General features: G+C 37.5%; 24 protein-coding genes and 1 tRNA gene. 2 read left to right on the top strand and 23 right to left on the bottom strand.

Annotated features, from left to right (window positions below):
• Positions 1–15: 15 nt before the first annotated feature.
• The 3 genes from OC533_RS10480 to OC533_RS10470 all read right to left on the bottom strand — a co-directional run bounded on the left by OC533_RS10480 (position 16) and on the right by OC533_RS10470 (position 3,280).
• The gene (locus OC533_RS10480) at positions 16–2,178 is read right to left on the bottom strand and encodes an MMPL family transporter (RefSeq protein WP_194324044.1); all 2,163 of its coding nucleotides are present in this window, start codon (positions 2,176–2,178) and stop codon (positions 16–18) included.
• A gap of 78 nt (positions 2,179–2,256) precedes the next feature.
• Complete coding sequence (locus OC533_RS10475; RefSeq protein ID WP_010991256.1) at positions 2,257–2,865, bottom strand: TetR/AcrR family transcriptional regulator; 609 nt, start codon at positions 2,863–2,865, stop codon at positions 2,257–2,259.
• Between the two features lie 16 nt (positions 2,866–2,881).
• Positions 2,882–3,280, bottom strand: coding sequence for a hypothetical protein (locus OC533_RS10470; protein WP_003772373.1), 399 nt, complete (start codon positions 3,278–3,280; stop codon positions 2,882–2,884).
• A 190-nt stretch (positions 3,281–3,470) separates the two neighbouring features.
• Between OC533_RS10470 and OC533_RS10465 the strand changes: the two genes are divergently transcribed.
• Entirely contained in the window at positions 3,471–3,806 is a 336-nt protein-coding gene (locus OC533_RS10465; protein WP_003772372.1) for a DUF898 family protein, read from the top strand.
• Between the two features lie 53 nt (positions 3,807–3,859).
• Here OC533_RS10465 and OC533_RS10460 read toward each other — a convergent pair.
• Positions 3,860–3,931, bottom strand: a tRNA-Arg gene (locus tag OC533_RS10460).
• A gap of 120 nt (positions 3,932–4,051) precedes the next feature.
• Positions 4,052–5,488 carry a lytic polysaccharide monooxygenase gene (locus OC533_RS10455; protein ID WP_194324046.1) on the bottom strand — a complete coding sequence of 479 codons (1,437 nt, stop codon included), beginning with the start codon at positions 5,486–5,488 and terminating at the stop codon, positions 4,052–4,054.
• Between the two features lie 157 nt (positions 5,489–5,645).
• Here OC533_RS10455 and clpP point away from each other — a divergent pair, with 157 nt between their 5' ends.
• Positions 5,646–6,242: an ATP-dependent Clp endopeptidase proteolytic subunit ClpP gene (gene clpP / locus OC533_RS10450; RefSeq protein ID WP_003768278.1), complete on the top strand. Its 597-nt coding sequence runs from the start codon at positions 5,646–5,648 to the stop codon at positions 6,240–6,242.
• Positions 6,243–6,291: 49 nt separating this feature from the next.
• On the opposite strand, the gene OC533_RS10445 is transcribed toward clpP, so the two are convergent.
• The 18 genes from OC533_RS10445 to OC533_RS10360 form a co-directional block, all read right to left on the bottom strand.
• Positions 6,292–7,683, bottom strand: coding sequence for an amino acid permease (locus OC533_RS10445; RefSeq protein WP_070752465.1), 1,392 nt, complete (start codon positions 7,681–7,683; stop codon positions 6,292–6,294).
• Positions 7,684–7,922: 239 nt separating this feature from the next.
• On the bottom strand, positions 7,923–8,939 hold the full coding sequence (gene namA, locus OC533_RS10440) for an NADPH dehydrogenase NamA (RefSeq protein ID WP_194324048.1): 1,017 nt from the start codon (positions 8,937–8,939) through the stop codon (positions 7,923–7,925).
• A 25-nt stretch (positions 8,940–8,964) separates the two neighbouring features.
• The gene (whiA, locus tag OC533_RS10435) at positions 8,965–9,936 is read right to left on the bottom strand and encodes a DNA-binding protein WhiA (RefSeq protein WP_003768282.1); all 972 of its coding nucleotides are present in this window, start codon (positions 9,934–9,936) and stop codon (positions 8,965–8,967) included.
• 7 nt (positions 9,937–9,943) lie between these two features.
• Positions 9,944–10,912, bottom strand: coding sequence for a YvcK family protein (locus OC533_RS10430; protein ID WP_003768284.1), 969 nt, complete (start codon positions 10,910–10,912; stop codon positions 9,944–9,946).
• 1 nt (position 10,913) lies between these two features.
• Positions 10,914–11,789 carry an RNase adapter RapZ gene (gene rapZ, locus OC533_RS10425; RefSeq protein ID WP_003763899.1) on the bottom strand — a complete coding sequence of 292 codons (876 nt, stop codon included), beginning with the start codon at positions 11,787–11,789 and terminating at the stop codon, positions 10,914–10,916.
• Positions 11,790–11,897: 108 nt separating this feature from the next.
• Entirely contained in the window at positions 11,898–13,628 is a 1,731-nt protein-coding gene (locus tag OC533_RS10420; protein ID WP_262265253.1) for a phospho-sugar mutase, read from the bottom strand.
• 44 nt (positions 13,629–13,672) lie between these two features.
• Complete coding sequence (locus OC533_RS10415; protein ID WP_194324052.1) at positions 13,673–14,734, bottom strand: aldose epimerase family protein; 1,062 nt, start codon at positions 14,732–14,734, stop codon at positions 13,673–13,675.
• A gap of 15 nt (positions 14,735–14,749) precedes the next feature.
• Positions 14,750–15,733: a UDP-glucose 4-epimerase GalE gene (gene galE / locus OC533_RS10410; RefSeq protein WP_194324054.1), complete on the bottom strand. Its 984-nt coding sequence runs from the start codon at positions 15,731–15,733 to the stop codon at positions 14,750–14,752.
• A 115-nt stretch (positions 15,734–15,848) separates the two neighbouring features.
• Entirely contained in the window at positions 15,849–16,808 is a 960-nt protein-coding gene (trxB, locus tag OC533_RS10405; RefSeq protein WP_003772358.1) for a thioredoxin-disulfide reductase, read from the bottom strand.
• Between the two features lie 77 nt (positions 16,809–16,885).
• Positions 16,886–18,361 carry a tetratricopeptide repeat protein gene (locus OC533_RS10400; RefSeq protein WP_194324056.1) on the bottom strand — a complete coding sequence of 492 codons (1,476 nt, stop codon included), beginning with the start codon at positions 18,359–18,361 and terminating at the stop codon, positions 16,886–16,888.
• 84 nt (positions 18,362–18,445) lie between these two features.
• The gene (locus OC533_RS10395) at positions 18,446–18,943 is read right to left on the bottom strand and encodes an acyltransferase (RefSeq protein WP_003772356.1); all 498 of its coding nucleotides are present in this window, start codon (positions 18,941–18,943) and stop codon (positions 18,446–18,448) included.
• Between the two features lie 3 nt (positions 18,944–18,946).
• Positions 18,947–19,600: a pyrophosphatase PpaX gene (gene ppaX / locus OC533_RS10390; protein ID WP_003763908.1), complete on the bottom strand. Its 654-nt coding sequence runs from the start codon at positions 19,598–19,600 to the stop codon at positions 18,947–18,949.
• 42 nt (positions 19,601–19,642) lie between these two features.
• Positions 19,643–20,476 carry a prolipoprotein diacylglyceryl transferase gene (gene lgt / locus OC533_RS10385; RefSeq protein ID WP_003772355.1) on the bottom strand — a complete coding sequence of 278 codons (834 nt, stop codon included), beginning with the start codon at positions 20,474–20,476 and terminating at the stop codon, positions 19,643–19,645.
• 91 nt (positions 20,477–20,567) lie between these two features.
• The gene (hprK, locus tag OC533_RS10380) at positions 20,568–21,506 is read right to left on the bottom strand and encodes an HPr(Ser) kinase/phosphatase (protein WP_003763911.1); all 939 of its coding nucleotides are present in this window, start codon (positions 21,504–21,506) and stop codon (positions 20,568–20,570) included.
• 186 nt (positions 21,507–21,692) lie between these two features.
• Positions 21,693–22,046 (bottom strand): phage holin family protein, encoded by a 354-nt coding sequence (locus OC533_RS10375; RefSeq protein WP_003763913.1) that lies wholly within the window; start codon positions 22,044–22,046, stop codon positions 21,693–21,695.
• An 8-nt stretch (positions 22,047–22,054) separates the two neighbouring features.
• The gene (locus tag OC533_RS10370; RefSeq protein ID WP_003763914.1) at positions 22,055–22,255 is read right to left on the bottom strand and encodes a PspC domain-containing protein; all 201 of its coding nucleotides are present in this window, start codon (positions 22,253–22,255) and stop codon (positions 22,055–22,057) included.
• 23 nt (positions 22,256–22,278) lie between these two features.
• Positions 22,279–23,490 (bottom strand): DUF4097 family beta strand repeat-containing protein, encoded by a 1,212-nt coding sequence (locus tag OC533_RS10365; protein WP_010991307.1) that lies wholly within the window; start codon positions 23,488–23,490, stop codon positions 22,279–22,281.
• A gap of 67 nt (positions 23,491–23,557) precedes the next feature.
• Complete coding sequence (locus tag OC533_RS10360; RefSeq protein WP_033533637.1) at positions 23,558–24,811, bottom strand: DUF4097 family beta strand repeat-containing protein; 1,254 nt, start codon at positions 24,809–24,811, stop codon at positions 23,558–23,560.
• Positions 24,812–24,883 lie beyond the last annotated feature (72 nt).

Here is a 24,883-nt window from a genome sequence, read left to right as displayed (position 1 = left end):
TTATTTAGGACATTATTATTTTGTCATTTTATGTTGTTTACCTGGCCAAAACGCCCATTTTCCAAGGAGTACGGTAATTGATGGAACAAGGAATGGACGAACGATAAATGTGTCTAGTAATACACCAATCGCAGTAATTAAACCGAATTGTACTAATAGCTGGATTGGCAGCGTGGTTAAGACACAAAACGTTCCCGCTAATATTAAACCTGCGGAAGTGATAACTCCACCAGTTTGACCAACACCTTCTGTAATGGCTTTTCGAAGCGGCATTGTCTTGCTGTTTTTCCAAATACTAGAAATCATAAAGATATTGTAATCTTCTCCGAGTGCCACAATAAAGACAAAGGCATATAGTGGAATCAAGCCAGAAATAGCCTCTACTCCCATTGCATAATGGATAATGACCCAACCAAGTCCGAGTGCTCCAACGAATGAAAGTAGAACTGTTGCCACTAAGTAAAGCATTGCTGTAATTGAACGTAAATAACAAAGTAGTAAAATGGCAATTAAGGCAATCACGAGTGGAATAATCACTTTTTCATCATGTTGTGTCACTGCCCGGTCATCATATTGTGTTGCTGTTTGGCCAGCTATATAAACATCATTACCTTTATCAGCAGCGGCGCGAACTTTTGGTACGACATCCATTGCTTCATTACTATAAGGATTGTCTTTCAAAATAAGTGTGTATTTTTGATACCCCTTGCTTCGTTCTGGCCCAGTAACCGAAGCTACTCCATTCACGTTTTCAAGCGAACTTTTCATCGATTCTTTGGAATTAACAACCACTTCCATTGGTGCGAGCATACCAGCACCGAAATGATCACTAATTAGCGTGAAACCTTCTCGAGATGGCATGTCTTCTGGGAATGTCGAAAGTGTATCATACGTATATTTGACTTGAGTCGTGAAAATTCCACAGCCAATTAGAATGATTAAAGTAATAATCAAAATACGCACGGGATGTTTTGCAGACATTTCACCAATTTTATGCCAAAAACGGTTTTCTTTGTGGTGTTTCGGTGTTTTCCCTTTTTTCTTTGCACGGGCTTCTTCCATTTCTATTGTTCTTGGGATAAATGGCCAGAATGAAACACGACCAAATAAGCCAAGTAGCGCTGGTACAAGTGTTAACGAAGAAATCATCATAATGAAAATCGCTAAACTAAAAGGTACAGCAAAGTTATGGAACGAACCATATTCGGCAGCTAAAAGTAGAAGTAGCGCTGCCATAACAGTCAAGCCACTAAGCGCAATTGCGCCCGCTGTCCCACTAAAAGCTTCTTTAAATGCTTGGAAACGATTTTTTTCTGTGTGTAAATGGCTTCGGAATCTAGCAATCAAGAATAAACAGTAATCTGTTCCAGCACCAAATAGTAATACGGTCATTATCGAGAGTCCTTGTGAACCATATGTGATAATCCCTTCTTTTGCGAGTAATCCAAGAATCGGCGTAATTACTAAATAAGCAAACCCTACTGCAATCAAAGGAATTAATGCTAAAATTGGCGAACGATAAATAACTAATAAAAAGACTAGAACAAGTAGAACCGTCCCAATTAACAGTGAAACATCTGCGTCTTTGAATAATCCGCTCGCATCCACACTGATGCCAGCTGGCCCCGTTGTCCGAGCAACAAGCGTGTCATCAGCTGATACTTTCTTCGCAAAAGGATCTTCGCCAATCGTTTCTTTAGCAGTTGTTTCGAGTTGTTTAAAGCTCTCAGCTAGTTGATCTGACGTCGCACTATCTTTCATAATAACGGTTTGAATAAAAGTGGTCCCATCCTTAGAAACTTGTTGTTTTAACGCAACCGGTGGCATTTTATCGTATGGAACTGCCATTTTTTGGAAATCAACTGGGTTTTTAATTAATTCTTTGCTGTATTTTTGAATATTAGTTAAATCTGCTGTTGTTAAACCAGTTGAACGATACCAAGTAATAAGTGCGGGCGTCCCGTCTGTCCCAGCAAATTTATCATCAATTAGTTTTTGAGCAACTACAGAAGGCTCTGAACTAGGTAAATCTTTCGCTGCATCGTCTTTGTAATCAGCAGCCTTTGGAAAGAAAAACTGTAAAATAATAATAGCGATAATCCATATACCTAGTGTTATAAATCGACCTTTCTTGCCACCTACAAAACTGGCTATTTTACTTAAAAATCCATCTTTCATTATAAATCCCCCTTTAGTTTGCTTGTTTTTTCGTTTATCAAACGATAAGTGAAACATCAAAAAAAGAAGCACGCTAAATTATACCTCTTTTTTACAAATACCAAACATCATTAAATTGATTAATTCATCGATTTGTTCTGTAGTCGTTTGTTTTTGCGCGAAACTACCTTTACCAGAAAATAGTGGGCTAATAGTTGACAAGCAGTATCGTGCGGCCGTTTCAGCACTGACACCCGCGCGCAACTCTCCTGCATTTTCTAAGCGCTCAAAAAATTGTTGAAACGGCATTAAATATGTTTGTTGCCATAACTTATATAGTAAAAACTGATTTTCCGGCTTCATTTCATTAAGAATATCGTGAATCATTAGTAAAATATTAGTCGGATGTTCTTCAATTAACATAATCAACATATCATGTAACTGTTCTTCTTTCGGCTTATTCAATTGTAAAATCGGATGCATTTCCACCTGAATATTCTGCGTCAGTTCACGAACTACTTCAATATAAAGTGATTCTTTATCTTCAAAATGATGATAAAGTGCTGGTTGGGTAATTTTGGCGATTTTAGCAATTTCTCTTGTTGACACTGCCCGGTAACCTTTTTCCATGAATAAATCCCGCGCTGTGTCGAGAATTTTTCTTCTTGTTATTCCTAGTTCTTCTGCCCGAGTTCGTTTCTTTTCCATCATTACCCCACCTTTCTCATTTGTTTGTAGTAAGTAGTTGTATGTTTTTATCAATTAATTTTTGTAAAGTTTCTTTGTGCCATTTCCGTCCTAGAACTCGTTTACTTACAAGATATTTTCCTTCTTCTAGTTCGCCGTCCTCTGTTACCGCACGGATAAATAAACGGTACACCAATTTCTTTTTAACTAGCGCAATTTGTTGAATCGTTTTTGCATCTAAAAAGTGCATTTCTGCGTCACTTAATTTGAAAACAAATGTAAATATTCCAGCTTCCGTAAAGGCTAAAATAAGCGAGTGGCGTCCTCGCATATGAGGTCCTGCATATAAAAAATCAATTGTTTGAACGTTCAAATGATTATCTTCGCTATATGTTCTTACTTCTTTTTCTAAGCGTTCTTTCAAACTAGCAGCCAAAATAAGCGCCTCCCTTGCTGATTTATATTTTACCAGAAAATGCTGGGTTGAAGTAGACTAATTTTAGCAGAAAGTTAAATAAGGTATTTATCTCTTCTACTAAACATGGTAATATCAATCTTGGCATTTAAAAAGTTAGTATAAACGTTATTGCGATTATATAAATATTAAAAAGGAAGTTGGTAAGAGAATGGAAGAACAGCACATCATTGAAACACGAAACGGGAGAACATCATTTTTCGATGGAGGTTTACTGCAATATATTGGTTGGACAATACTTGGCACTTTGGTGACGATTTGTACCATTGGGATTTGCTATCCATGGGCTTTATGCATGGTTTATGGTTGGAAAATTAATCATACTGTTATCGAAGGCAAACGTTTGAAATTCCAAGGATCAGCCTTTGGACTTTTTGGACATTGGATTAAATGGTTACTTCTAACTATTATTACTATCGGAATTTATGGTTTCTGGGTTTTTATTAAGCTAGAAGATTGGAAAGTAAAAAATACGATTTTTAAATAAAAAATAAAAACATCTTACAAATGAGCTTTCGCCAATTGTGAGATGTTTTTTTATGCCCTCGGAGGGAATCGAACCCCCATTTTAAGAACCGGAATCTTACGTGCTATCCGTTGCACCACGAGGGCTTTATGTACAAAGAAAATGTTTACCGTACGAATAATAATTATAGCGAAATTCGTATGTTTTTACAAGCTTTATTTTGAATGAAGAAGCCAGCGCATCCTGAGATTTGCTGGCTTCAATAGTTAATTTACCACTATCCAAATAGATGAACTATCTGGTTTTTCACCTCGTACCCACCATTTTGCTTGGTAGATTTTACCATTGTATGAAACTTTTTCTCCGCCATTATAGGCTTTTTGGGTGTTCCAAACTGGCAATTCGGTGCTGTTTGATTTCCATACATCGCTCGTATCTGGTGCGTTACCTTTAGTCCACCATTTCGCTGTGTAAGCTATCCCATTATAATAAATTTGGTCGCCTGCATTATAAATTCGATCAGCTTTCCAAGTGTTCATTGGGTCTAGTGGTTTAGTTTTGGCTGTGATTTCGTTACTTACTAGTGAACGATTACCTGATGTATCAACTGCATATACTTTGTAGCTATAACTTGTATCACTTTCTAGTTTTGTATCTTCAAACATCGTGGAAGTCGTTGTTGCGATTTTCGTATTATTTCGATATAGTTCATAATTTTTCACTTCAACATTATCCGTTGACGCTTGCCAACAAAGTGCAATAGTAGTGTCTGTTTGTGCATGTGACATTAAACCTTTTGGTGCTGTTGGAGCTTCTTTATCAGCGGCTGGTGCTTCTTTCGTTGTTAATTTAGCGCTGTTACTAAGTGAAGATGCATTACCAGAAAAATCTTTTGCACGCACTGTATACGTATAGGTTGTATTGTCTTTTACAGTTGTATCTTCGTATGCGGCAACTTGACTTTCCCCGATTACTTTTCCATCACGTAAAATTTCATATCCTTTAATTCCTACATTATCCTTAGAAGCAGTCCATGTTAAACTTACTTTTTTAGCAGTGGTTGTTCCTGTTAAATTAGTCGGTTCAGTAGGTGCTTCATTGTCTACAATTGGTTCAATATCAGAATTAATGATATTTGCGTCGATAACTTGGTAAAATGCATTTCCAGTATCCGCAATTGACCAAACACCTAAGATAACATAATAACCAGAACGATCATTTGGAATAGTTATTTCTTGTTTTGATAGTCTATCAGGTACGCTACCATCAGCTGTAATTGTCGCTAACGGTTCAAAGTCTGCTCGTGTTAAAGGTTTATTTGGATCCCAACCTTTTTTGGTAATAAAATAATCCCAACTACTTGTTCTATGTGGCGCTGTTAAAGTCCATTCTACAGTTAATGGGCCTGATTCTACATCTACTTTTGCCCATCGATCTTGTGTTTGAGCATCTAACAGTGAGTATTTTCCTCCGCCTGCAATTTTGCCATCAACAGGGCCACTTGCTGGAAAACCTTTTGGTGCTTCTACGCTTTGTGGCTCGTATTGTGCTGCTCCAACTCCCGTATTAATCCCTTGATTAGCTAAGTATACCCGACTCGCTGGTTTAGATATGTATCCATGGGCAGCGGCACTTGTTTCGAAGAGGACGACAGATAATATTGCAACAACAAAAAACATTCCAATTTTTGAAAATTTATTCATGGTGCACCTTCCTTTCAGTATAGTTCATTATACCTTTTTGTTAATTTTTTTTAAAATAGTTTGCTCCAAACTTTATCATTTGACCTAATTTGACCATTCGTGTATGATATAAACAAAGCTAAATTAAAATATACAATTTAACAGGAGGAATCTTGATATGAACTTAATTCCAACAGTAATTGAACAAACTAGCCGCGGTGAACGCGCATACGACATTTATTCTCGTTTATTAAAAGACAGAATTATTATGTTAGGCTCTGCAATTGATGATAACGTTGCTAACTCAATTGTTTCCCAATTATTATTCTTAGATGCACAAGATCCTGAAAAAGATATTTTCTTATATATCAACTCTCCAGGAGGAAGTATTTCAGCAGGGATGGCAATTTACGACACAATGAATTTCGTTAAAGCTGACGTGCAAACTATCGGTATGGGGATGGCTGCTTCCATGGGCTCATTCTTATTAACAGCCGGTGCAAATGGTAAACGTTTCGCTTTACCGAATGCAGAAATCATGATTCACCAACCACTAGGCGGCGCTCAAGGTCAAGCAACTGAAATTGAAATTGCTGCTCGTCATATTCTAAAAATCAAAGAACGTATGAATACGATTATGGCTGAAAAAACTGGGCAACCTTATGAAGTAATCGCTCGCGATACCGATCGTGATAATTTCATGACTGCTCAAGAAGCAAAAGATTACGGTTTAATTGATGACATCATCGTTAACAAATCCGGCTTAAAAGGCTAATTAAATAAAAAAGTGGGCTTGTAATTACAAGCCCACTTTTTTTCTTGCCTTATTTTATACGTAAAGCAGAATGTTTTCTTCCATAGAATGTATAAACAATAATCCCAAGTACAAACCAAACACCAAATGCAATCCAAGTTGTTTTAGATAAATTAAGCATTAAGTAGACACAAAGTAAAAACGAAAGTGCTGGTACCACTGGATAAAACGGTGTCTTAAAGCCTTTTTGATTAAGCTCAGGGTTGCGACGTAAGAAGAAAATTCCGACTGAAACCATCGCAAAAGCAAATAGTGTACCGATATTAATTAATTGTGCCAAATCTTCCATTGGTACTGTTGAGGCAATCAAGCCCATTACTGTCGCAAAAATCATCGTATTTCTAACCGGGGTATCGTTCTTGCTGATTTTTGAAAAAGATTTTGGTAGTAGTCCGTCACGTCCCATCGCAAACAATAATCTAGTTCCACCGTATGACATAACAAGCACAACTGTTGTCATTCCTACAATTGCTCCAACTGAAAGCAAGCCTGCAATCCAGTTTTGATTAATCGCTTGAAGCGCAAAAGCAACTGGTGCACTAACTCCAACTAAATCAGTGTACGGAACAATGCCTGTTAGAACTGCCGATAATAAAATATAAAGCAACGTACACACTGCCAATGAAGCGATAATCCCAATCGGCATATTTTTTTGTGGATTTTTCACTTCTTCTGCTGCACTAGATACGGCGTCAAAACCAATATAAGCAAAGAAAACGGTAGAAGCTCCCGTAATCACACCTTGCACTCCAAATGGTAAAAACGGTGTCCAATTATCTGGTTTCACATAAAATGCACCTACGATAATAAATAAAACAACAACAGCAATTTTTACTAACACCATGATATTATTTACTCTCGTAGATTCGCGAATACCAAAACTAAGTAAAATTCCAATAACCATAACTACTACAAAAGCGAGTAAATCAAAGTAAGTACCTGCGCTTGGGTTATAAGCGGAAGATATAGCTGTTGGTATGTGTAAATCAAAACCCGCTAGCAAACTCTTCATATAAGATGACCAACCACTTGCAATCGCTGCAACCGCAAGCCCGTATTCCAAAATAAGCGACCATCCAAGAATCCACGCTACTCCTTCTCCAAACACGTGATAGCTGTATGTATAAGCGCTACCTGCGACTGGCAGTTTTGAAGCGAATTCCGAATAACAAAGAGCCGCCAAACAACAAGCAATGCCTGCAATAATAAATGAAATAATAATTCCTGGTCCTGCTATGACAGAAGCTACCTGTCCTGGAAGAATGAATATCCCACCCCCAACAACCGCTCCAACTCCAAGCATTGTTAAATCAAATGCGCCTAAAGTTTTATTTAAATGATGTTTATCTGTCGATGGGTTATGAAAACTCTTTTTTCTGAAAAAAGAATTAACTTTCGTCATAAAAATCCCTCCTACTTATATTCCAATTTTCAGTTAATTTATTTGTGTATTTTTAAACTAACTAGAAAACTATTATTCATACTACCACAAACATACTGAAAAATATACCACATATGTATAACTTTATTTAAAATGTAAAAAATTTTTTAGTGTTGTATTACTTGAAATTACATTTTCATCCAATCCGTTTAAATAAAAAAGCTTGAAGACCACAACTTGTCGTCTTCAAGCTTTATTAATTACTTCCAAGCTCGTGAATATTGTTTCGGTGCTTCGATTGTTTCACCTAATGTTTCAGCAGCCTCTTTGGCAAAATAAGGATTTCGTAATAATTCTCGACCGATGATAATTAAATCTGCTCGTTCGTTGCATAAAATTTCTTCTGCTTGCTCACCTCGTGTAATCAGCCCAAGCGCTCCAGTTGCAATGCCAGCCCCGCGGCGAATTTCATCAGCAAACGGTACTTGATAACCCGGGAAAACTGGTGGTGCTACGTTGACCAAACCACCTGTACTTACATCAATTAATTCCACGCCATCTGCTTTCATCCATTTGGCAAAAGGAATGTGGTCTTCTAATTGCAAGCCGCCATGTGCATAATCAGTAGCGGAAACTCGAACAATAATCGGGCCATCCCATACTTCTTTTACCGCCTTAATAATATCACTTAAAATTTTATAACGATTGCCAGCAGGTCCACCGTAATTATCTTCGCGACGGTTTGAAATTGGGGAAAGGAACTGATGAATTAAATAACCATGTGCGGCGTGAATCTCGATTACATCAAAGCCAGCTTCCTTAGCCCGGTACGCTGCCCGTTTAAAATCAGCGACAACTTCTTTAATTGCTTCTTTCGTAAGTTCTACTGGTTTAGCAGATTTTTCGTCAAAAGGAATTGCAGAAGGAGCTACAATTTCGCCTGGTAAAACAGCTTTTCGACCAGCGTGCGCTAATTGAATACCTGCTTTTGCTCCGTGATAATGAAGTCCATCTACAAGTCGTTTTAAAGCTGGTACTTGCTCGTCATTCCATAAACCTAAATCAAATTCAGAAATTCTACCTACTTCTTGAACCGCAGTAGCCTCTAATATTACAAGACCGGTACCGCCAGCTGCTCTTGAAACGTAATGCGCAAAATGAAAGTCTGTTGCCATCCCGTCTTTATTTTCCACTGAATACATACACATTGGCGACATAACAATTCTGTTTTTTAGCGTTACATCTTTTAATTTATATTCTGAAAATAATTTTGACATTCTAATTCGCATCCTTTTCTTTTAATTAACTATTGCTAACTTTTAACCCTACTTGCGCTGGAGTTTCACCGCTTCTGAGTCGTTCTGCAATTTGATCCAGTTTGCGAAGACGATGGTTAATGCCTGATTTACTTACTTGGCCAGTTGTTAGCATTTCACCCAACTCTTTTAAAGTAACATCTTCATTTGCAATCCGAAGCGCGGCAATTTCACGCAGTCGTTCTGGTAAAGCTTCAAGTCCAACTGTTGACTGGATATACTTAATATTATCAATTTGCCTAACAGCAGCGTTAATAGTTTTATTGAGATTCGCTGTTTCACAGTTAACTAACCTATTCACTGAATTCCGCATATCGCGCATAATCCGAACATCTTCAAAATGAAGAAGCGCACTAGTTGCACCAATAATACTTAAGAATTCCGTGATTTTTTCCGCTTCTTTCAAATAGGTAATAAAACCGTTTTTTCGTTCAAGCGTTCGCGCATTGAGGTCGAATTGATTCATTAAAGCGCAAATCGCCTCATTATGCTCCTCATAAACAGAAAAAATTTCTAAATGATACGATGAAGTTTCCGGGTTATTAACTGATCCACTTGCCAAAAAGGCTCCACGTAAATAAGCACGTTTGGCGCTCCTCTTCTTAACAAATCCCCTATCAATCGACTTCGTAAACGTCATTGGAGGTTCAAGAATTCGTAAATCTTCTAAAATCCCCCGCGTGCCAGACTTTAATCGCACAATATAGACATTATTTTTTTTAAGTTTCATTTTACGACGTACTAGAAGTTCAATTGGCACTTCATACAAATCTTTTAGTAATTGGTACATTCGTCTAGCTATAGCTGCATTCTCTGTTTGGACATCCATTATAACTAATTGATTCGAAAACGAGATTGCGCCATTCATTCGAATAAAAGCTGCGAGTTCCACTTTTGCATCGCTATCACTTACGTCCATATGGGTTAATTCTTTCTTCGTTTCCGATGCAAATGACATGGCTTACTCACTCCTTTTCATTATTTTTATTAGGCAACATTGCTAAAAGCGCATCCGCCACCTTATCAGCTGCATGGCGCACAAGGCCATCTTCTGTAGAAAGAAAATCTTGATAAATAGCTTCTACTCCAAGTTTTTCCATTTCTTCCGCATTATGCTCCACTTGGGCCACATCTTCAGGAAATAGTAATTCTTTTGGAACAGTTGTAGTGTTAATTAATGTTTTATCGATAAAAGATTTACCAACATGTTCGTGGATGACTTTAATATGATCCGCATCTGAGAAAAAGTCCGTTTCCCCAATTTGCGTTAAAATGTTCGTAATGTATACTTTCTGGGCTTTACTTGCTGTAATTTCATCAGCTAATTCTTCTAATAATAAATTAGGTAAAATACTTGTATATAAGCTTCCAGGACCAATAACAATCAAATCTGCTTCTTTGACTGCTTCTACTGCTGTTGGATATGGTTTCACATTTTCTGGTTCTATAAATACTCGGTTAATATGTTTGCCTTGAAGTGGAATAAGCGACTCGCCGTGGACAATTGATCCATCTTCCATTTCTGCATTTAAAATAAGTGGTTGGTCGGTTGCTGGAATGACTTTACCACGAATTTTTAGTACGGTAGCAAGAACATTTATTGCATCAACGTAACTATCATTAAGTTGCGATAATGCTGTCAAAATCAAGTTACCAATCACATGACCTGATAAATCCCCATCTACAGCAAAACGATATTGGAACAAGTCTACTACACGCGGATCAACATTAGATAAAGCAAGCATGACGTTACGAATATCTCCAGGAGGAAGAACGTCCATTTGTTCGCGAATTTTACCAGAACTACCGCCATCATCAGCAACTGTAACAATCGCTGTTAAATGAATCTCTTTTTTCTTAAGCCCTTTTAAAACGACTGGGAGACCTGTTCCGCCGCCTATAACGACTACTTTCGGCTTCGTTTCTTTGCTCATATTAGCGTTCCTTTCTACGTTTCATATCTCGGTGTGAAATCGTTGTTTCATATTTTTGCTGGATTGCTTTACCAACATATTCTGTTAAAGCAACAGAACGATGCTGTCCTCCCGTACATCCAATTGCAATCACAAGCTGCGTTTTTCCTTCTCGTTTGTAAAAAGGAAGAGTAAACATTAATAAATCAACTAATTTATCTAAAAACGCCATTGTTTCTGGCCATTTCATCACGTACTCATAAACATCTTCATCAAGGCCTGTCAGTGGGCGCATCTTATCAATATAATGCGGATTTGGTAAGAAACGAACATCAAATACTAAATCGGCATCAATTGGAATACCATATTTAAAACCAAACGACATTAATTGGACATTGAAAACATCCTTGTCTTCTGTTTGAAATTCATTGTTAATTCGTTCTCTAAGTTCACGCGGCGCCATATTGGAAGTGTTAATTACTAACTGTGAGCGCCCTTTTAAATCACTAAGCAGTTCACGCTCAGCATTAATTCCGTCAAGCACAGAACCATTAGGCTCCAGTGGATGGTGGCGGCGAGTTTCTTTATAACGCGAAACAAGTACCTTATCATCAGCCTCTAAAAAGAGGATTTTCGTTGTTATAAAATTGGTATTATCTAGTTCATCTAGCGCTGGCTCAATGGAGTCGAAAAACTCACGACCACGAAGATCCATTACGAGCGCGATTTTATCCATCTTATCGCTTTCTTTCATTAACTCCCAGAATTTTGGAAGTAAACTTGGCGGTAAATTATCTACACAAAAATAACCGAGATCTTCTAAAGACTGCATTGCAACTGTTTTCCCTGCCCCAGACATCCCAGTAATAATTACTAATTTTAATTGTTTAGAAGCCATATACGCCTCATCCTTTCGCACAAATAATATCTACCTTTCATTTTAGCACACTTCCCACTAGAAAATCCCGGAAAAGTCTCTAAATAGAGTTTCCGGGATTTTTCTTTTTTAAGCTTCGATATATTGCATCAAATCAGCTTTTACTTTTTCAAGTTTTTGCGTGCTTTCTGCTTCATTTTCACCGCGAATGCTAAAATAGAATTTGATTTTCGGTTCGGTGCCTGATGGACGCAAGCAGAACCATGAACCATCTTCAAAATAACATTTAATTACATCTGCGGTCGGTAAATGGATTTCTTCAGTTTTACCTGTTTCAATCCAAGTAGTTTCGCTTCTTAAATAATCTTCCGCGCGCTCAATTCGGAAACCACCCATACTTGTAGAAAGTTGCTCTCTAAAGCCACTTGTAATTTCTTTGATGCGCTCTGATCCATCTTTTCCACTTAAAGTAAGCGAAACTAAATCTTCTTTATAATAACCAAATTCAGCATAAATTTGTTCTAACTCTTCTAGCAAAGTCCGCCCTTCCGTTTTGCTCACAAGTGCCACTTCAGAAATCGCAAGAACTGCCTGAATAGCATCTTTATCACGAGTAAACGACTTAACCATATAACCATTACTTTCTTCATAACCAAATTCAAATGTATGCTTCCCTGTTTCCTCAAAATGCTTGATTTGTTCCGCGATAAATTTGAACCCTGTTAAAACTTCAATCATCTGTGCGCCAAAGTGTTTCGCGATTTCCGTCCCAAGATTACTTGTTACAATTGATTTTAAAACAGCCGCATTTTCTGGTAGTTCATTTTGCGCTTTCTTTTGTTTTAACAAGTAATGTAAAATTATCGCACCAATTTGATTACCGGATAAAATCTCATATTCCCCGTCATTATTCCGTACTGCAACTCCTAAACGGTCAGCATCCGGATCAGTTCCTACTAATATATCGCCATCATGTTTTTTGCCATATTCAATTGCGAGCGAAAATGCTTCTTTATTTTCTGGATTAGGTGATTTTACAGTACCGAAATCAGGGTCGTTCACAAATTGTTCCTCTACTTTAACGATATTCGTGAAGCCGACACTTTCAAGCGCAGGAACGCCTAAAATCCCACCTGTACCATGTAATGGCGTGAAAACAATTTTCAAATCCTTACCACGTTCTTGCACCAACTCATTATTAACAATTACTTCTTTTAACTTTTCCAAATAAGGGCGGTCCACTTTTTCACTAATTATTTCAAGTAAACCTTTTTCAATTAATTCGTCTTGGTCTGCTACTTCTACAGAAAAAATATCTTCCACGGCACTTATGTAATCTATTACGGCACTTGCACCAGTTGGTGGCATTTGACCACCGTCTTCTCCGTAAATTTTATAGCCATTATATTCTGGTGGATTATGGCTTGCTGTAATTACTATCCCACCAAATGCATTTAAAAATCGAACTGCAAAAGAAAGTTCCGGTGTTGGTCTAAGCGCATCGAACACATAACTTTTAACACCATGGTGCCCTAAAACCGCCGCTGACTCAAAGGCAAATTCACGCGACATATGACGAGGATCGTAAGCAATAACAATTCCGCGTTTCTTAGCCTCTTCACCGTTTTCAGCTACAAATTGCGCTAAACCAAGTGACGCTTTTCGAATAGTATAGATATTCATCCGATTTGTTCCAGCTCCTAGAACACCACGCATCCCCGCCGTACCAAATTCCATATTACAATAAAAACTATCTTCTAATTCTTTTTCATTCTTTTCTATATCTACTAATTGTTTCTTTAGCGACTCATCTAATTCTTTATTTGTAATCCATTTTTGGTATTCCTCTTGCCAGTTCATTCCCGACACTCCTTCACATTATGCTACTTTCATTTTTATCATTCTTAGCTTTCAACCGCAAAACGAAAAGCTGTTTTCGATTTAAATGGTTGATCTGGTCTTAAAATGATATTGCCGAATCCTTCATGATTAATCGCATCCACCAATCCTTGTGTTTCCATCGTGATACCCGCATATTTCGGTACTGGTTTGTTTTGAATAGAAAAGTTACCAGTTAGACTATTAGCTGTATAAATTAACACGGAGTCAGCTTCTGTTTCCATTTCTACTCGCCGCCCCGACTGCGTATCAAACAACACTGCATCAGGTCGCCCGTTTTCATGTTTTAGAATAAAGGCATGATCCAGTCCACTGCCAACTAGTTTTATTTGTTCGTCTTGACTCCTAGTAATTTCAGCAATTTCACGACCTGCTCGCAAGTCAAAAATAGTATTTTCTGTCGGCACGATAGCTCCAGTTGGCAAAGATTCATTATTTATTGGTAGAAACGCCTCACTACTTACCCAAAGTTGGTGCGCTAACACATCCGTACCAGCCTCGCCTGTTAAATTAAAATAAATATGATTACTTGGATTATAAATAGTTGGTTTGTCCGTTTTTGCTTCATAGTGAATTAGCCATTCGTTCTTATTATTCAGTGTATAAGTCATTGTAGCATCAATATTCCCGGGATAGCCGTTTTCGCCATCTGCCATGTGATATGTAAACGTCATAATCACTTCATCTAATTTCTCTTCGACTGAAACATCCCAAAGCTTTTTACTAAAATTAAGCTTCCCGCCATGACGATGGTTAGCGCCTTCATTTTGCGTTAATTGAAACTTTTTACCGTCCAAAGAAAATTGACCTTTAGTGACACGCCCAGCCACCGGACCAAGCGTTGCACCAAAGTACGGCGAATATGCTAAATAATCCTCTAAATTCGAAAAACCTAGACTAATATTAGCAAATTCACCAAATTTATCTTTCGTTTCAATGGAAGTAACAATCGCGCCATAATTTAAAACGCTCATTTTCATCCCATGGTCATTTATTAACGTCCATTGCCATACATCATTTTCTTCAAACCGTCCAAAATGTTCTTTTAATACTTTGATATAAACCACATTCTTTCGTAGTTATTAATAGCCATTTGGATGTGACACGTGCCAGTTCCAAGCAGTAGCAATAATATCTTTTACATCCGTATACGTTGGTTGCCAGCCAAGGATTTCACGCGCTTTATCGCTAGAAGCAACAAGCGTCCCTGGGTCACCAGCCCGGCGCGGCACCACTTCAGCTGGAATTTCTTTACCAGTTACAATTCGAGCTGCTTCAAGCATTTCTTTCACTGAAAAGCCTTTGCTGCTGCCGAGGTTGAAAATATTACTTTCTCCACCTTTTTTCAAATATTCAAGCGCGCGGATATGCGCATCAATTAAATCTTCTACTTGGACATAATCACGAATACATGTACCATCAGGTGTATTATAATCATCGCCATAAATTGCTAATTTTTCTCGTTGACCAAGAGCAACTTGTAAAATAATCGGTACTAAGTGAGTTTCTGGTTTATGATCCTCACCAATTGATCCATCCGCTTTTGCACCAGCGACATTAAAATAACGTAACGCGACAAACTTCATTCCATAAGCTTTATCGCACCATTTCATCATTTTTTCCATAATTAGCTTTGTCTCACCGTAAGTGCTTTCTGGACTTGTCGGCATATCTTCTGTGATTGGAACTCGCTCTGGTTCCCCGTATGTCGCAGCACTAGAAGAAAATACAATATGTTTAACACCAAATTGTTCCATAACTTCTAAAAGAACTTGCGTACCGTATACATTATTATTCAAATATTCTAAAGGAACTTCCATCGACTCACCAACAAGCGAACTCGCAGCGAAATGAATCACACTATCAATAGATTCTTTTTCAAAAACAGTACTTAAAAAAGCTTTATCCCGAATATCACCTTCATAAAATTTTGCTTTTTTGTGAATAGATTCCTTATGACCTGTCCTTAAATTATCTACCACAACTACCTCATAACCTCGATTAATCAGCTCATCTACAGCATGAGAACCAATATAGCCCGCTCCACCAAGTACAACAATACTCATCATTTATCTCTCCTAACTAGTCTTTGTATTTCATTTTACACTACCCAGGTCAAGGTAGTCACGCAAAAAAATGGACCTAAGATAAATAATCTTTAGATCCATTTTTGTTTTTTTATTATTTAGCTGCTTCTGCTTCCAAAGCTTCTTTTAATTCTTCCACATATTTTTGCGCATTTTGTCCAGCAAGTCCGCCATCGCCTGTAGCTGTAACGATTTGGCGTAAGCTTTTCGCACGTACATCCCCTGCTGCAAAAATACCAGGAAGATTCGTACGCATTTCTTCGTCTGTTACGATATATCCTTCTTCATCAGTAATACCTAAACTTAAAAATGCTTTCGTAAGTGGTACAAGACCAACATAGATGAAGACACCATCAACTGGCATAATTGATTCTGAACCGTCAACAGTAGAAACGAGTTTAACACTTGTAACTTTTTTGCCATCGCCAATAATTTCTTCCACCGTGTTATTCCAAATAAAATCAACTTTTTCATCTTTAAAAGCACGATCTTGTAGAATTTGTTGTGCACGTAATTTATCACGACGGTGTACAATTGTTACTTTATCCGCATAGCGAGTCAAATAAGTTCCTTCCTCAACCGCCGAGTCACCGCCACCAACAACGACTAACTCACGATTTTTAAAGAATGCTCCATCACAAACTGCACAGTAAGAAACGCCGCGTCCGCTAAGCTCTTCTTCACCAGCTGCGCCAAGTTTACGGTGTTCAGCTCCTGTCGCAATAATAATCGCACGAGCTTTATACGTTTTTGACCCTGCTGTTACAGTTTTAAATTCTTTGCCGTCAATAACTTCTTTAATATCACCATAAGCGTACTCAGCGCCGAATTGTTTCGCCCCGCTAAGCATCTTGTCGGATAAATCTGGTCCTAAAATACTGTCAAAGCCAGGGTAATTTTCTACCTCTGCTGTATTTACCATTTGTCCGCCTGGTACACCACGTTCAATCATTAATGTATCTAAATCTGCACGGGAAGTATATAAAGCCGCTGTCATTCCAGCAGGTCCCGCCCCAATAATAATCACATCATAAATTTTTTCTTCACTAGCCATCCTTTTGCCCTCCTCATTAATGTGTATACAATAGTTAGTCTAAATTAATCCTAATACGGAATAGCAAAAAGGTCTATTTATCTGCTCAGAACTTGCTCAATATCTCTTGCGCACTTGCTACATTCAAATTCATCTACCGAAGCGAGTTTCATTTCAGGTAAAAATATTTTTGCGATCGCGCTAGCAACCGTTTCAATCGTATAGCGACCAAGAATGAGCTCTTTTCTATTTTCCATCAAGACTAATGAAAAAACCATTTCGTATAAAGAAAGATTTTCTTCATTTAACAAAAGCCCATTTTCTCGTAAAATAGTCATTGCTTTCATAATTAAGTAGCAGTTCTGTTCTACGTTCCCATCTGGAAAATAATCAAAATCGGTAAACATCAAGTGCTCCATATACGACCAACTACTCATATCAAGCAGTGGATGAAACAGGACAAATTCCGGTCGATTTCCCGAGACTGTCATCGCGTAGACTCCAAGAAGATGCGTCATATCACTTTCCGCTTGAAGCATTTCTAAAACTAAACGAGTATCATTGGTTAAATCCGCCTCTTGCTCCCAAGGAAATCTAGTATCTTCATATAAATCGCACTCTAAAAAGGAATGCCAAAACATTTTCGCCTCTTCAACTTCATCTAAATAATATGCTGATTTTGCGCGATAATAATAGTATTTACTACGCTCCGTAACTTCCAAATCCGCCACTTGTTCAAGTAAATCATCTGCTTCTTCGTAGTCGCCCATCATCGCATGAATTAAACCGATTTTTTCTTTATGATGCGAGAGAACTGGCAAAACATCCCGCAACTCCGAGTAAAGTGAGTCAGCTTCTTCCCGATTACCTTTATAAAAATGATAAATAAACAAGTCACATAAACCCAATAAATTCCCCGGGTTTCTTGCAATTAAATCACTTAATACCTTAACGCCTTCCTCTTCTTTTAATTGCTCAAAATAAAGTGCAGCTAGCTGATTATAGGCAGGCCAAAAGTTTGGTTTCTCATCAATAACTTTTTTCAAAATATCACATGCAGAAGCACTATCTTCTTCCGCTAAATAACGATTAATTTCTTTCTTATATGAATAAAATTCCTGTTCTAATTTAGAAAAACCATTTTCAATTGTTTCACCAAATGGCGTTTCTTCAAGTAATACTTCAATTAAATCTTTAGCTTCTTCGGCATAGTCTCCATCAGCTGCTATTTCTAAATAACGACTTGCATATTGAAGCGCCCTACGATAATCTTTCATATAAGCAAAATTATTGGCTATAAAATAATAGCAGTATTCCATATTACCAAGACGTTTTTCCATTATCTCTCTTAGTAATTGATTTGATTTATGAAATTGACCGATTTCCGTATAGCAAATTGCTAATTGACAAAGTATCACTGGCTCTCCAGGTTCAAGTTCTGACGCTCGTACTAGATAACGAATCGCTTCTTTGATTCTTTGCTCACGAAACGCCTCTACTCCACGCTCAAAATAAAATTGACCATTTGGATAAAATGGATAAATTTTTGCAGTTGTTTTTTTGTCTTTTTCCATTTTCCCACCTCCAACAATATCCTTATTCTTCTGAGTATAACATAGAATTTATTTCTTTGGGCAAGAAAAAAAGCTACTCTGATTTCACTCAAAAGCAGCTTTTTCTTTTATTACTAAAGGATTACCATACGCAAAACTTTCTGGTGGAACATCCTTCGAAACGACTGCCCCAGCAGCAACAATCGCCCCGTCTCCTATTTCGATTCCAGGAAGAATGGTTACATTTGCCCCAACCATCACATTCTTACCAATAACGACTTCTCCAACATGATACTCAGACAACAAATATTCATGAGTTAAAATTGTCGTATGATAGCCAATAATAGAATTTTCTCCAATCGTAATCTTCTCAGGAAAAAATAAATCCGGCATAACTTTATAGGCAATAGCAGTTTTCTTACCAATTTTCATTCCAAGACAAGCACGGTAAATATTACGTTTACCACCCATCCAAGGAAAAAAACGTCCAAATTCAACTACTACAGTATTCTTTACGACTTTCCAAAAAGAAATGGTTTTATAAACCTGGAAAAGCGTGTTGACTTTCTCATCCGGCGCCTTAAACCTATTCAGCCGTCTCAAAATTTATTCCTCGTCCCTTACAATAGCAAGCAGGTCACTCATTTTTTCTAACATAAAGTCTGGTTGGAACTGAGCCAAATGCTCTGGCCCTTTAATCGCCCATGCTACTCCAGCAGTTAACGTTTCCGCATTTTTCCCAGCTTCAATATCATGATAATTATCACCAATCATAATGGCTTCTTCTTTCGTTGCATTTAGCAGAGAAAGAGCCATCTCAATACCTTCTGGATCTGGTTTCGCATTAGATACTTGATCTAACCCAATCACCACTTGGAAAAATTTATCCAAGCCAGTCACTTTAAGACCTCGCATAATCGTATCGTACATTTTCGTCGATACAATTCCTAGTTTATAATCTTCTTCATACAAAGCTCGAATCGCTTCATACACTCCATCATACTCTAAAATTAAATCATCATGATGTTTCAAGTTATATTCCCGGTAAAACACACGCATTTCTTCCGCATGTGCTGGATTTATTTCCCGAAACGTTTCCATTAGTGAAGGACCGATAAACGGTAAAATATCTTCTCTTGTAAAAACGCGGTCAGGTAAGAATTCTTGTAATGTTGCTTGGAAAGTTTTAATAATCAACTCATTCGTATTTATCAGTGTCCCATCTAAGTCAAATAACAATGTAGTAATTTTCCCAGTCATAATTTCTTCCTTTCTTATACAAACTCGAAAATCTCCAACTTTTTATTTCTTTTTAGCTACTTTACCCAATTTATCTTCCATATAATACGGCGGATTCATTTTCACGCGACGATAAATAATTAAACCAATGGATAACACAATTAGCAGTAAAGATAAAACCTGCGAAACTCTAAAGTCGCCCCACATTAAACTATCTGTTCGCATTCCTTCGATAAAGAATCTTCCGAACGAGTACCAAATTACATAACTAAGAAAAAGTTCCCCACTACGTATCTTGGTCCGACGAATAATTAATAACACGATAAAACCAAGAACATTCCATAAACTCTCATATAAGAATGTCGGCTGATAATAAGCACCATCTATGTACATCTGGTTGATAATAAATTCTGGCAAATGTAAGCCCTCAAGAAATGCTCGAGTCGTTTCCGCCCCGTGAGCTTCTTGGTTCATAAAATTACCCCAACGACCAATCGCCTGAGCAATAATCAAACTAGGTGCAACAACATCCGCAAGTTTCCAAAACGAAATTTTCTTAATCCGCGAGAAAATGACTGCAGTTAGCACGGCACCAATTAACGCACCATAAATCGCGATTCCACCATGCCAAATCTTCACTATTTCGCCCAAATTATTCTTATAAAAATCCCACTCAAAAATAACATAATAAATCCGAGCACTGATAATCGAAATTGGAATCGCCCATATTAGTAGATCCACAATAATTTCTTTGTCCATTTTGCGTTTATTTGCTTCACTAAGTGCAAGAAGTAACGCAATTACAACAGCTGAAGCGATAATAACTCCGTACCATTTTACGGAAATACTACCAATTTGAATCGCCACCGGATCAAGTGGCTGAACACCATTACCCATAATTCCCCTACTTTCAAAAAAAGACAACTCCGCAACCAAACAAGATTATCGTACTGTTTGTTTAGGCTGCGGAGAACTTTTCTCTATTTATTTAATCATTCATGCTACTATTATGACCTATTAAATTGTTTAGGTCTTGTGTAAATTGTTCTGCCGCATTGTAGCCCATATTTTTCAAACGGAAATTCATTGCTGCTACTTCTATAATAACAGATAAATTTCGCCCTGGACGAACAGGAACAGTAATTTTTGGAATGTCCATATCAAAGATTTTAGTCTTCTCTTGGTCCAACCCAACGCGATCATAATGCTTATCTGGGTCCCAGTTTTCAAGGTGCACAACGATAGTAATTTTTTTACTGGAACGTACAGCTCCTGCTCCAAATAAAGTCATTACATTAATAATTCCGAGGCCTCGAATCTCTAGTAAATGCTCGATAATTGCTGGCGATGAACCGATGAGCGTCATTTCATCTTCTTGACGAATTTCTACATTATCATCTGCTACGAGTCTATGTCCACGTTTTACAAGTTCGAGCGCTGTTTCACTCTTACCAACACCACTACTACCTGTAATTAAAACGCCAAGTCCGTAAATATCTACTAAAACACCATGCATTGAGATAACAGGTGCCAATCTGCTTTCTAAATAGTTCGTAATATAAACGGATAAACGCGTAGTTTTTAAGCGCGAACGAAGAACTGGAATATCTGCTTCTTTCGCTGCTGCTACTAATTCTTTCGGCACTTCTAAATTTCGAGAAATCACAAAAGCAGGCGTCCGTTTCGTACACATTTGCTTATATCTTTTAAGTCGTTCTTCCGGCTCCATACCTTCTGAAAAAGAAATTTCCGTCATTCCAAAAAGCTGCACACGGTCTTCTGGATAATACGAGAAAAATCCAGTAAGTTCCAAACCAGGCCGAGATAAATCACTTGTTAAAATTGGTCTTTCAAGTCCCGTTTCTGAACAAATTAGCTCTAAATTAAGTCGTTCCTTTAAATCCTTTACCGTAACCGATTTTGTCATGCAAGTACCTCCAAATGAATTATAAAAGTCCATTACTGTTCGCTACAAAATATTGTTTAGAAAGCTCCTTATCATTTTAGCACTTTAGAGAGAATCAAGCTACCTCTTTCTTCCCAAATGGCTCTACACAGCAAAACCAGCTACATTTAAAAGGCCGTTTGAAGCCTAAAAATGTAACTGGAATGTTTAATTTTCTTTATTACCCCATAAAACGGAATTAATAATCATGTTTGCAAAAGCCATAATTGCTGCAATAATCAACGCTGTACCAAAACCATCAATTTGGAAAGAATCTCCAATAAAGAAAGTAGTCATTTCAAGCATAATTGCATTAATCACAAAGGTGAAAAGCCCAAGTGTAAATATATTAATCGGTAAAGTTAAAAGGAGTAAAATAGGTCTAATTAGCATATTAAGAATTGCTAATATAAAACTCGCTAGTAGCGCCGTCGTGAATCCATCTACGTGGAAACTTGTAAAGAATCCAGATAATGCTACAAAAAGCACCGAGTTAATGATTACGCCTATAATCCAACGCATATTTTAGTTCACTCCCATTCTGATTCAGGTGTTGCTTTTGGCATAATAATCGCAGCTAGAATATAAAGTAAAATCCCAGTACCTAAGAATAGAACTGATCCAGCCCAAATTAAACGAATGATTGTTACTTCAATACCAAAGTATTCTGCAAGCCCACCACAAACACCAGCAAACATTTTTTGTGATGAAGATTTATATAACTTTCTCATTGTTTTCCCTTCCTTTCATTTTATTAAACGTTCTTTGTTTCGAGTTCAGAAACTTTGATAATTCCATTTCCTACTTTCGCTTGAAGTGTTGCCATGCTTATTTCTTCTGCATTTTGAGTGAAAACAAAAGTTCTTTCTGCGTCATCCCAAATTTTTGCATTTTTTAAGTCGAAGTAAATTTTTTCTTTTTTCGTTCCGAGTGTTCCATCAACATTCCACGTTGGCGGGATTTGAATCCGAATATCGCCATTTGGTGCTTCTAAATCTGCAGCTGAGGAAGTTTCATTTTCGAGAATATATTCAACATCCCCTTGAGCCGCCTTAGCAATTGTTGTATGGAAATTACCTTGAAGAGCAATGTCTCCTTTAGCAGTAGACATATCTACATTTTCAACTGAGCTGCGTTTGAAGAAAATTTCGCCGTCTTTGGATTCCGTGCTGAGGAATTTACCACTAGCTCCTGAAGAACGAATATCGCCGTGACGTGTTTTGATAATAGCATCTTCTGCAGCTGTATCATCATATTTCAAATTACCATTAAGTAATTGAATTTTTACTTGTTCATATAAACGTTTTGGAATAGTAACAACTAAATCTGTTTTTAGTAATTCATTTTTTGATTCAAAAGTGAAACTATCTGGTGAAATGTCTAGCATTGTTTGGCTAAAGAAGTAATCCCAGAGTTTTTCTTCACTTAATTGACGAATGGAGCGTGCTTTTTCGTGTACAGCTAGTACGGCACGAATTTTCATTTGATCTTTGTCCCAAGAACGGATAATAACATCTCCGGTAGCTACTCTAATTGTAAAAGAGCGGAAAGTTGCATCGTCAAAATTGAATTCTCGCACTGGACGAGGACGAGCTTCTTTTCTTCTTGCTCCGTGATGGATTGGTTCTGGCCTAACTGGTTTTTGTCTGTTGTGATGACGGCTATTTCTCATCGCTTCTCGCACTTCCTGTCTCGCTTCATTCCGGTCAGCGTGGCGTCTTCTTTTTTCATCAACGCGGCGACGGTGCCGTTCAAGTACTTCCTCATTACTTGTGTCAGAAGAAGGAATCACAAACAAGGCAACGATGTAAGCAATAATCGCAATACCGGTTTTCATCGTAATAATCGTGATGATAATATAGATAAGGCGTAGAAGTGTGGCATCTATTCCTAGAAATTCGGCTAGTCCGCCAAAAACACCGCCGACTTTCCGGTCCACTCTTGATCTTCTTAATTTTTTATCCATGTTAGCTCTTCCTTTCTTATTTCTATGTAAAATCTAGCGCGCTTTCTCCGCGCTAGATTTCAATTTATTATTTTGCATCACGAATCTTAACGGAACCTGTAGTTGCTTCTGCTTCGATTTTTAGTGAAGAATCAGCTGCTGTTGGTAGTTTAGTAAATACAATTGATTTACTTACTGATTCAGTTTTTGATTGAAGTACTTCGGCATCTTTTAAGTCTAAATATAGTTTTCCAAGGTTTGTATGGAAGCGACCATCTACACCAATAGTTGTTGGTACGATTACTTCGATATTACCGGCACCCGTTTTAGCTTTTAAGAAAGTAGCTTCATTGCCAGTTAGCTGATAATTAACGTTACCATTTTTAGTTTGCAAGTTTGTTGAGTAATAATTACCTTTTACTGCTACATTACCGTTAAATGTTTTAAGTGCTACATCACGGATTTCACCATTTTGGATACGAACATTCCCATTAATCGATTCAATTTCAGCTAAAGTAGCGTTTAGTGTACCAATGCTAACATTACCGTTTGTTGTTTTTACAAATAAATCGCGGCCTGATAATTCATCCATGTGGAAATTACCATTCAGCATTTTTACAGAAACATAATCATACTCACGACGAGGCAAGTACACAGTTAAGTTCGTAACGATTTGTTTCGATGTTGATTCAAAACGCAATGTTTCTTCATCTACACGTAAAGTCGTTTTATCAAAAAAGATTTTAAGTGCTTCATCTTCTGGATATTCTTTGAAAAGTTTAATCATCGCGTGAACTTTAATATCATTTGAGTCGGATGGTTTAAATTCAACATTACCATTAGCAATTTCAAATTCTAAAATTGAAAGCGTTGTGTCGTGGTAAATGAAATCACGTTCAATCTTAGTAGATGTAAGAAATGGAAACGGCATATCTTTTACTTGTTTAAATGCGCTGTTTAGGAAAGAACCGATTTTCTCACCAGCTTGTGATAAGTCATTGACCATATTGCGCATGGAGTCTTCACGGTCTTTAGAAGAATTTTCATTTCCTTCTTCTTGGTGCTCATGGTTTTCTGGAGTTGGTTCTGGGCGTCTCTTACGGCTTTTCGGAGCAGTGTAAGGATTTCCTTCATTGTTCCAACCTTTGCTATAATCATAAGTTGGTTCTTCTTCCGGTTCTTCAACACGTTCTTCTCTTGGTGCTGTAGAACGACGGATATTTTCTTTTGCTGCGGATTTACCTTCTTTTTTAGAAATATTTTCAAGTAGGGTAAGGGCCTCTTCAGTAGAAATGATACCTTGTTTCACTAATTCGAGAATACGTTTACGTTCATTTTCCATTTTCATTTCCTCCTAATTTTTCGGTTTAGCTATTTTAGGCTTGCTTCATGTGCAAGTAATCTATCTGTTTTA

It is taken from the genome of Listeria sp. Marseille-Q6474 (assembly GCF_946902005.1).
In the GTDB taxonomy this organism is placed as follows: Bacteria; Bacillota; Bacilli; order Lactobacillales; family Listeriaceae; genus Listeria; species Listeria innocua.
The sequence above is the reverse complement of the archived record's forward strand: the minus strand, read 5'-3'. Positions and strand labels throughout refer to the sequence as shown.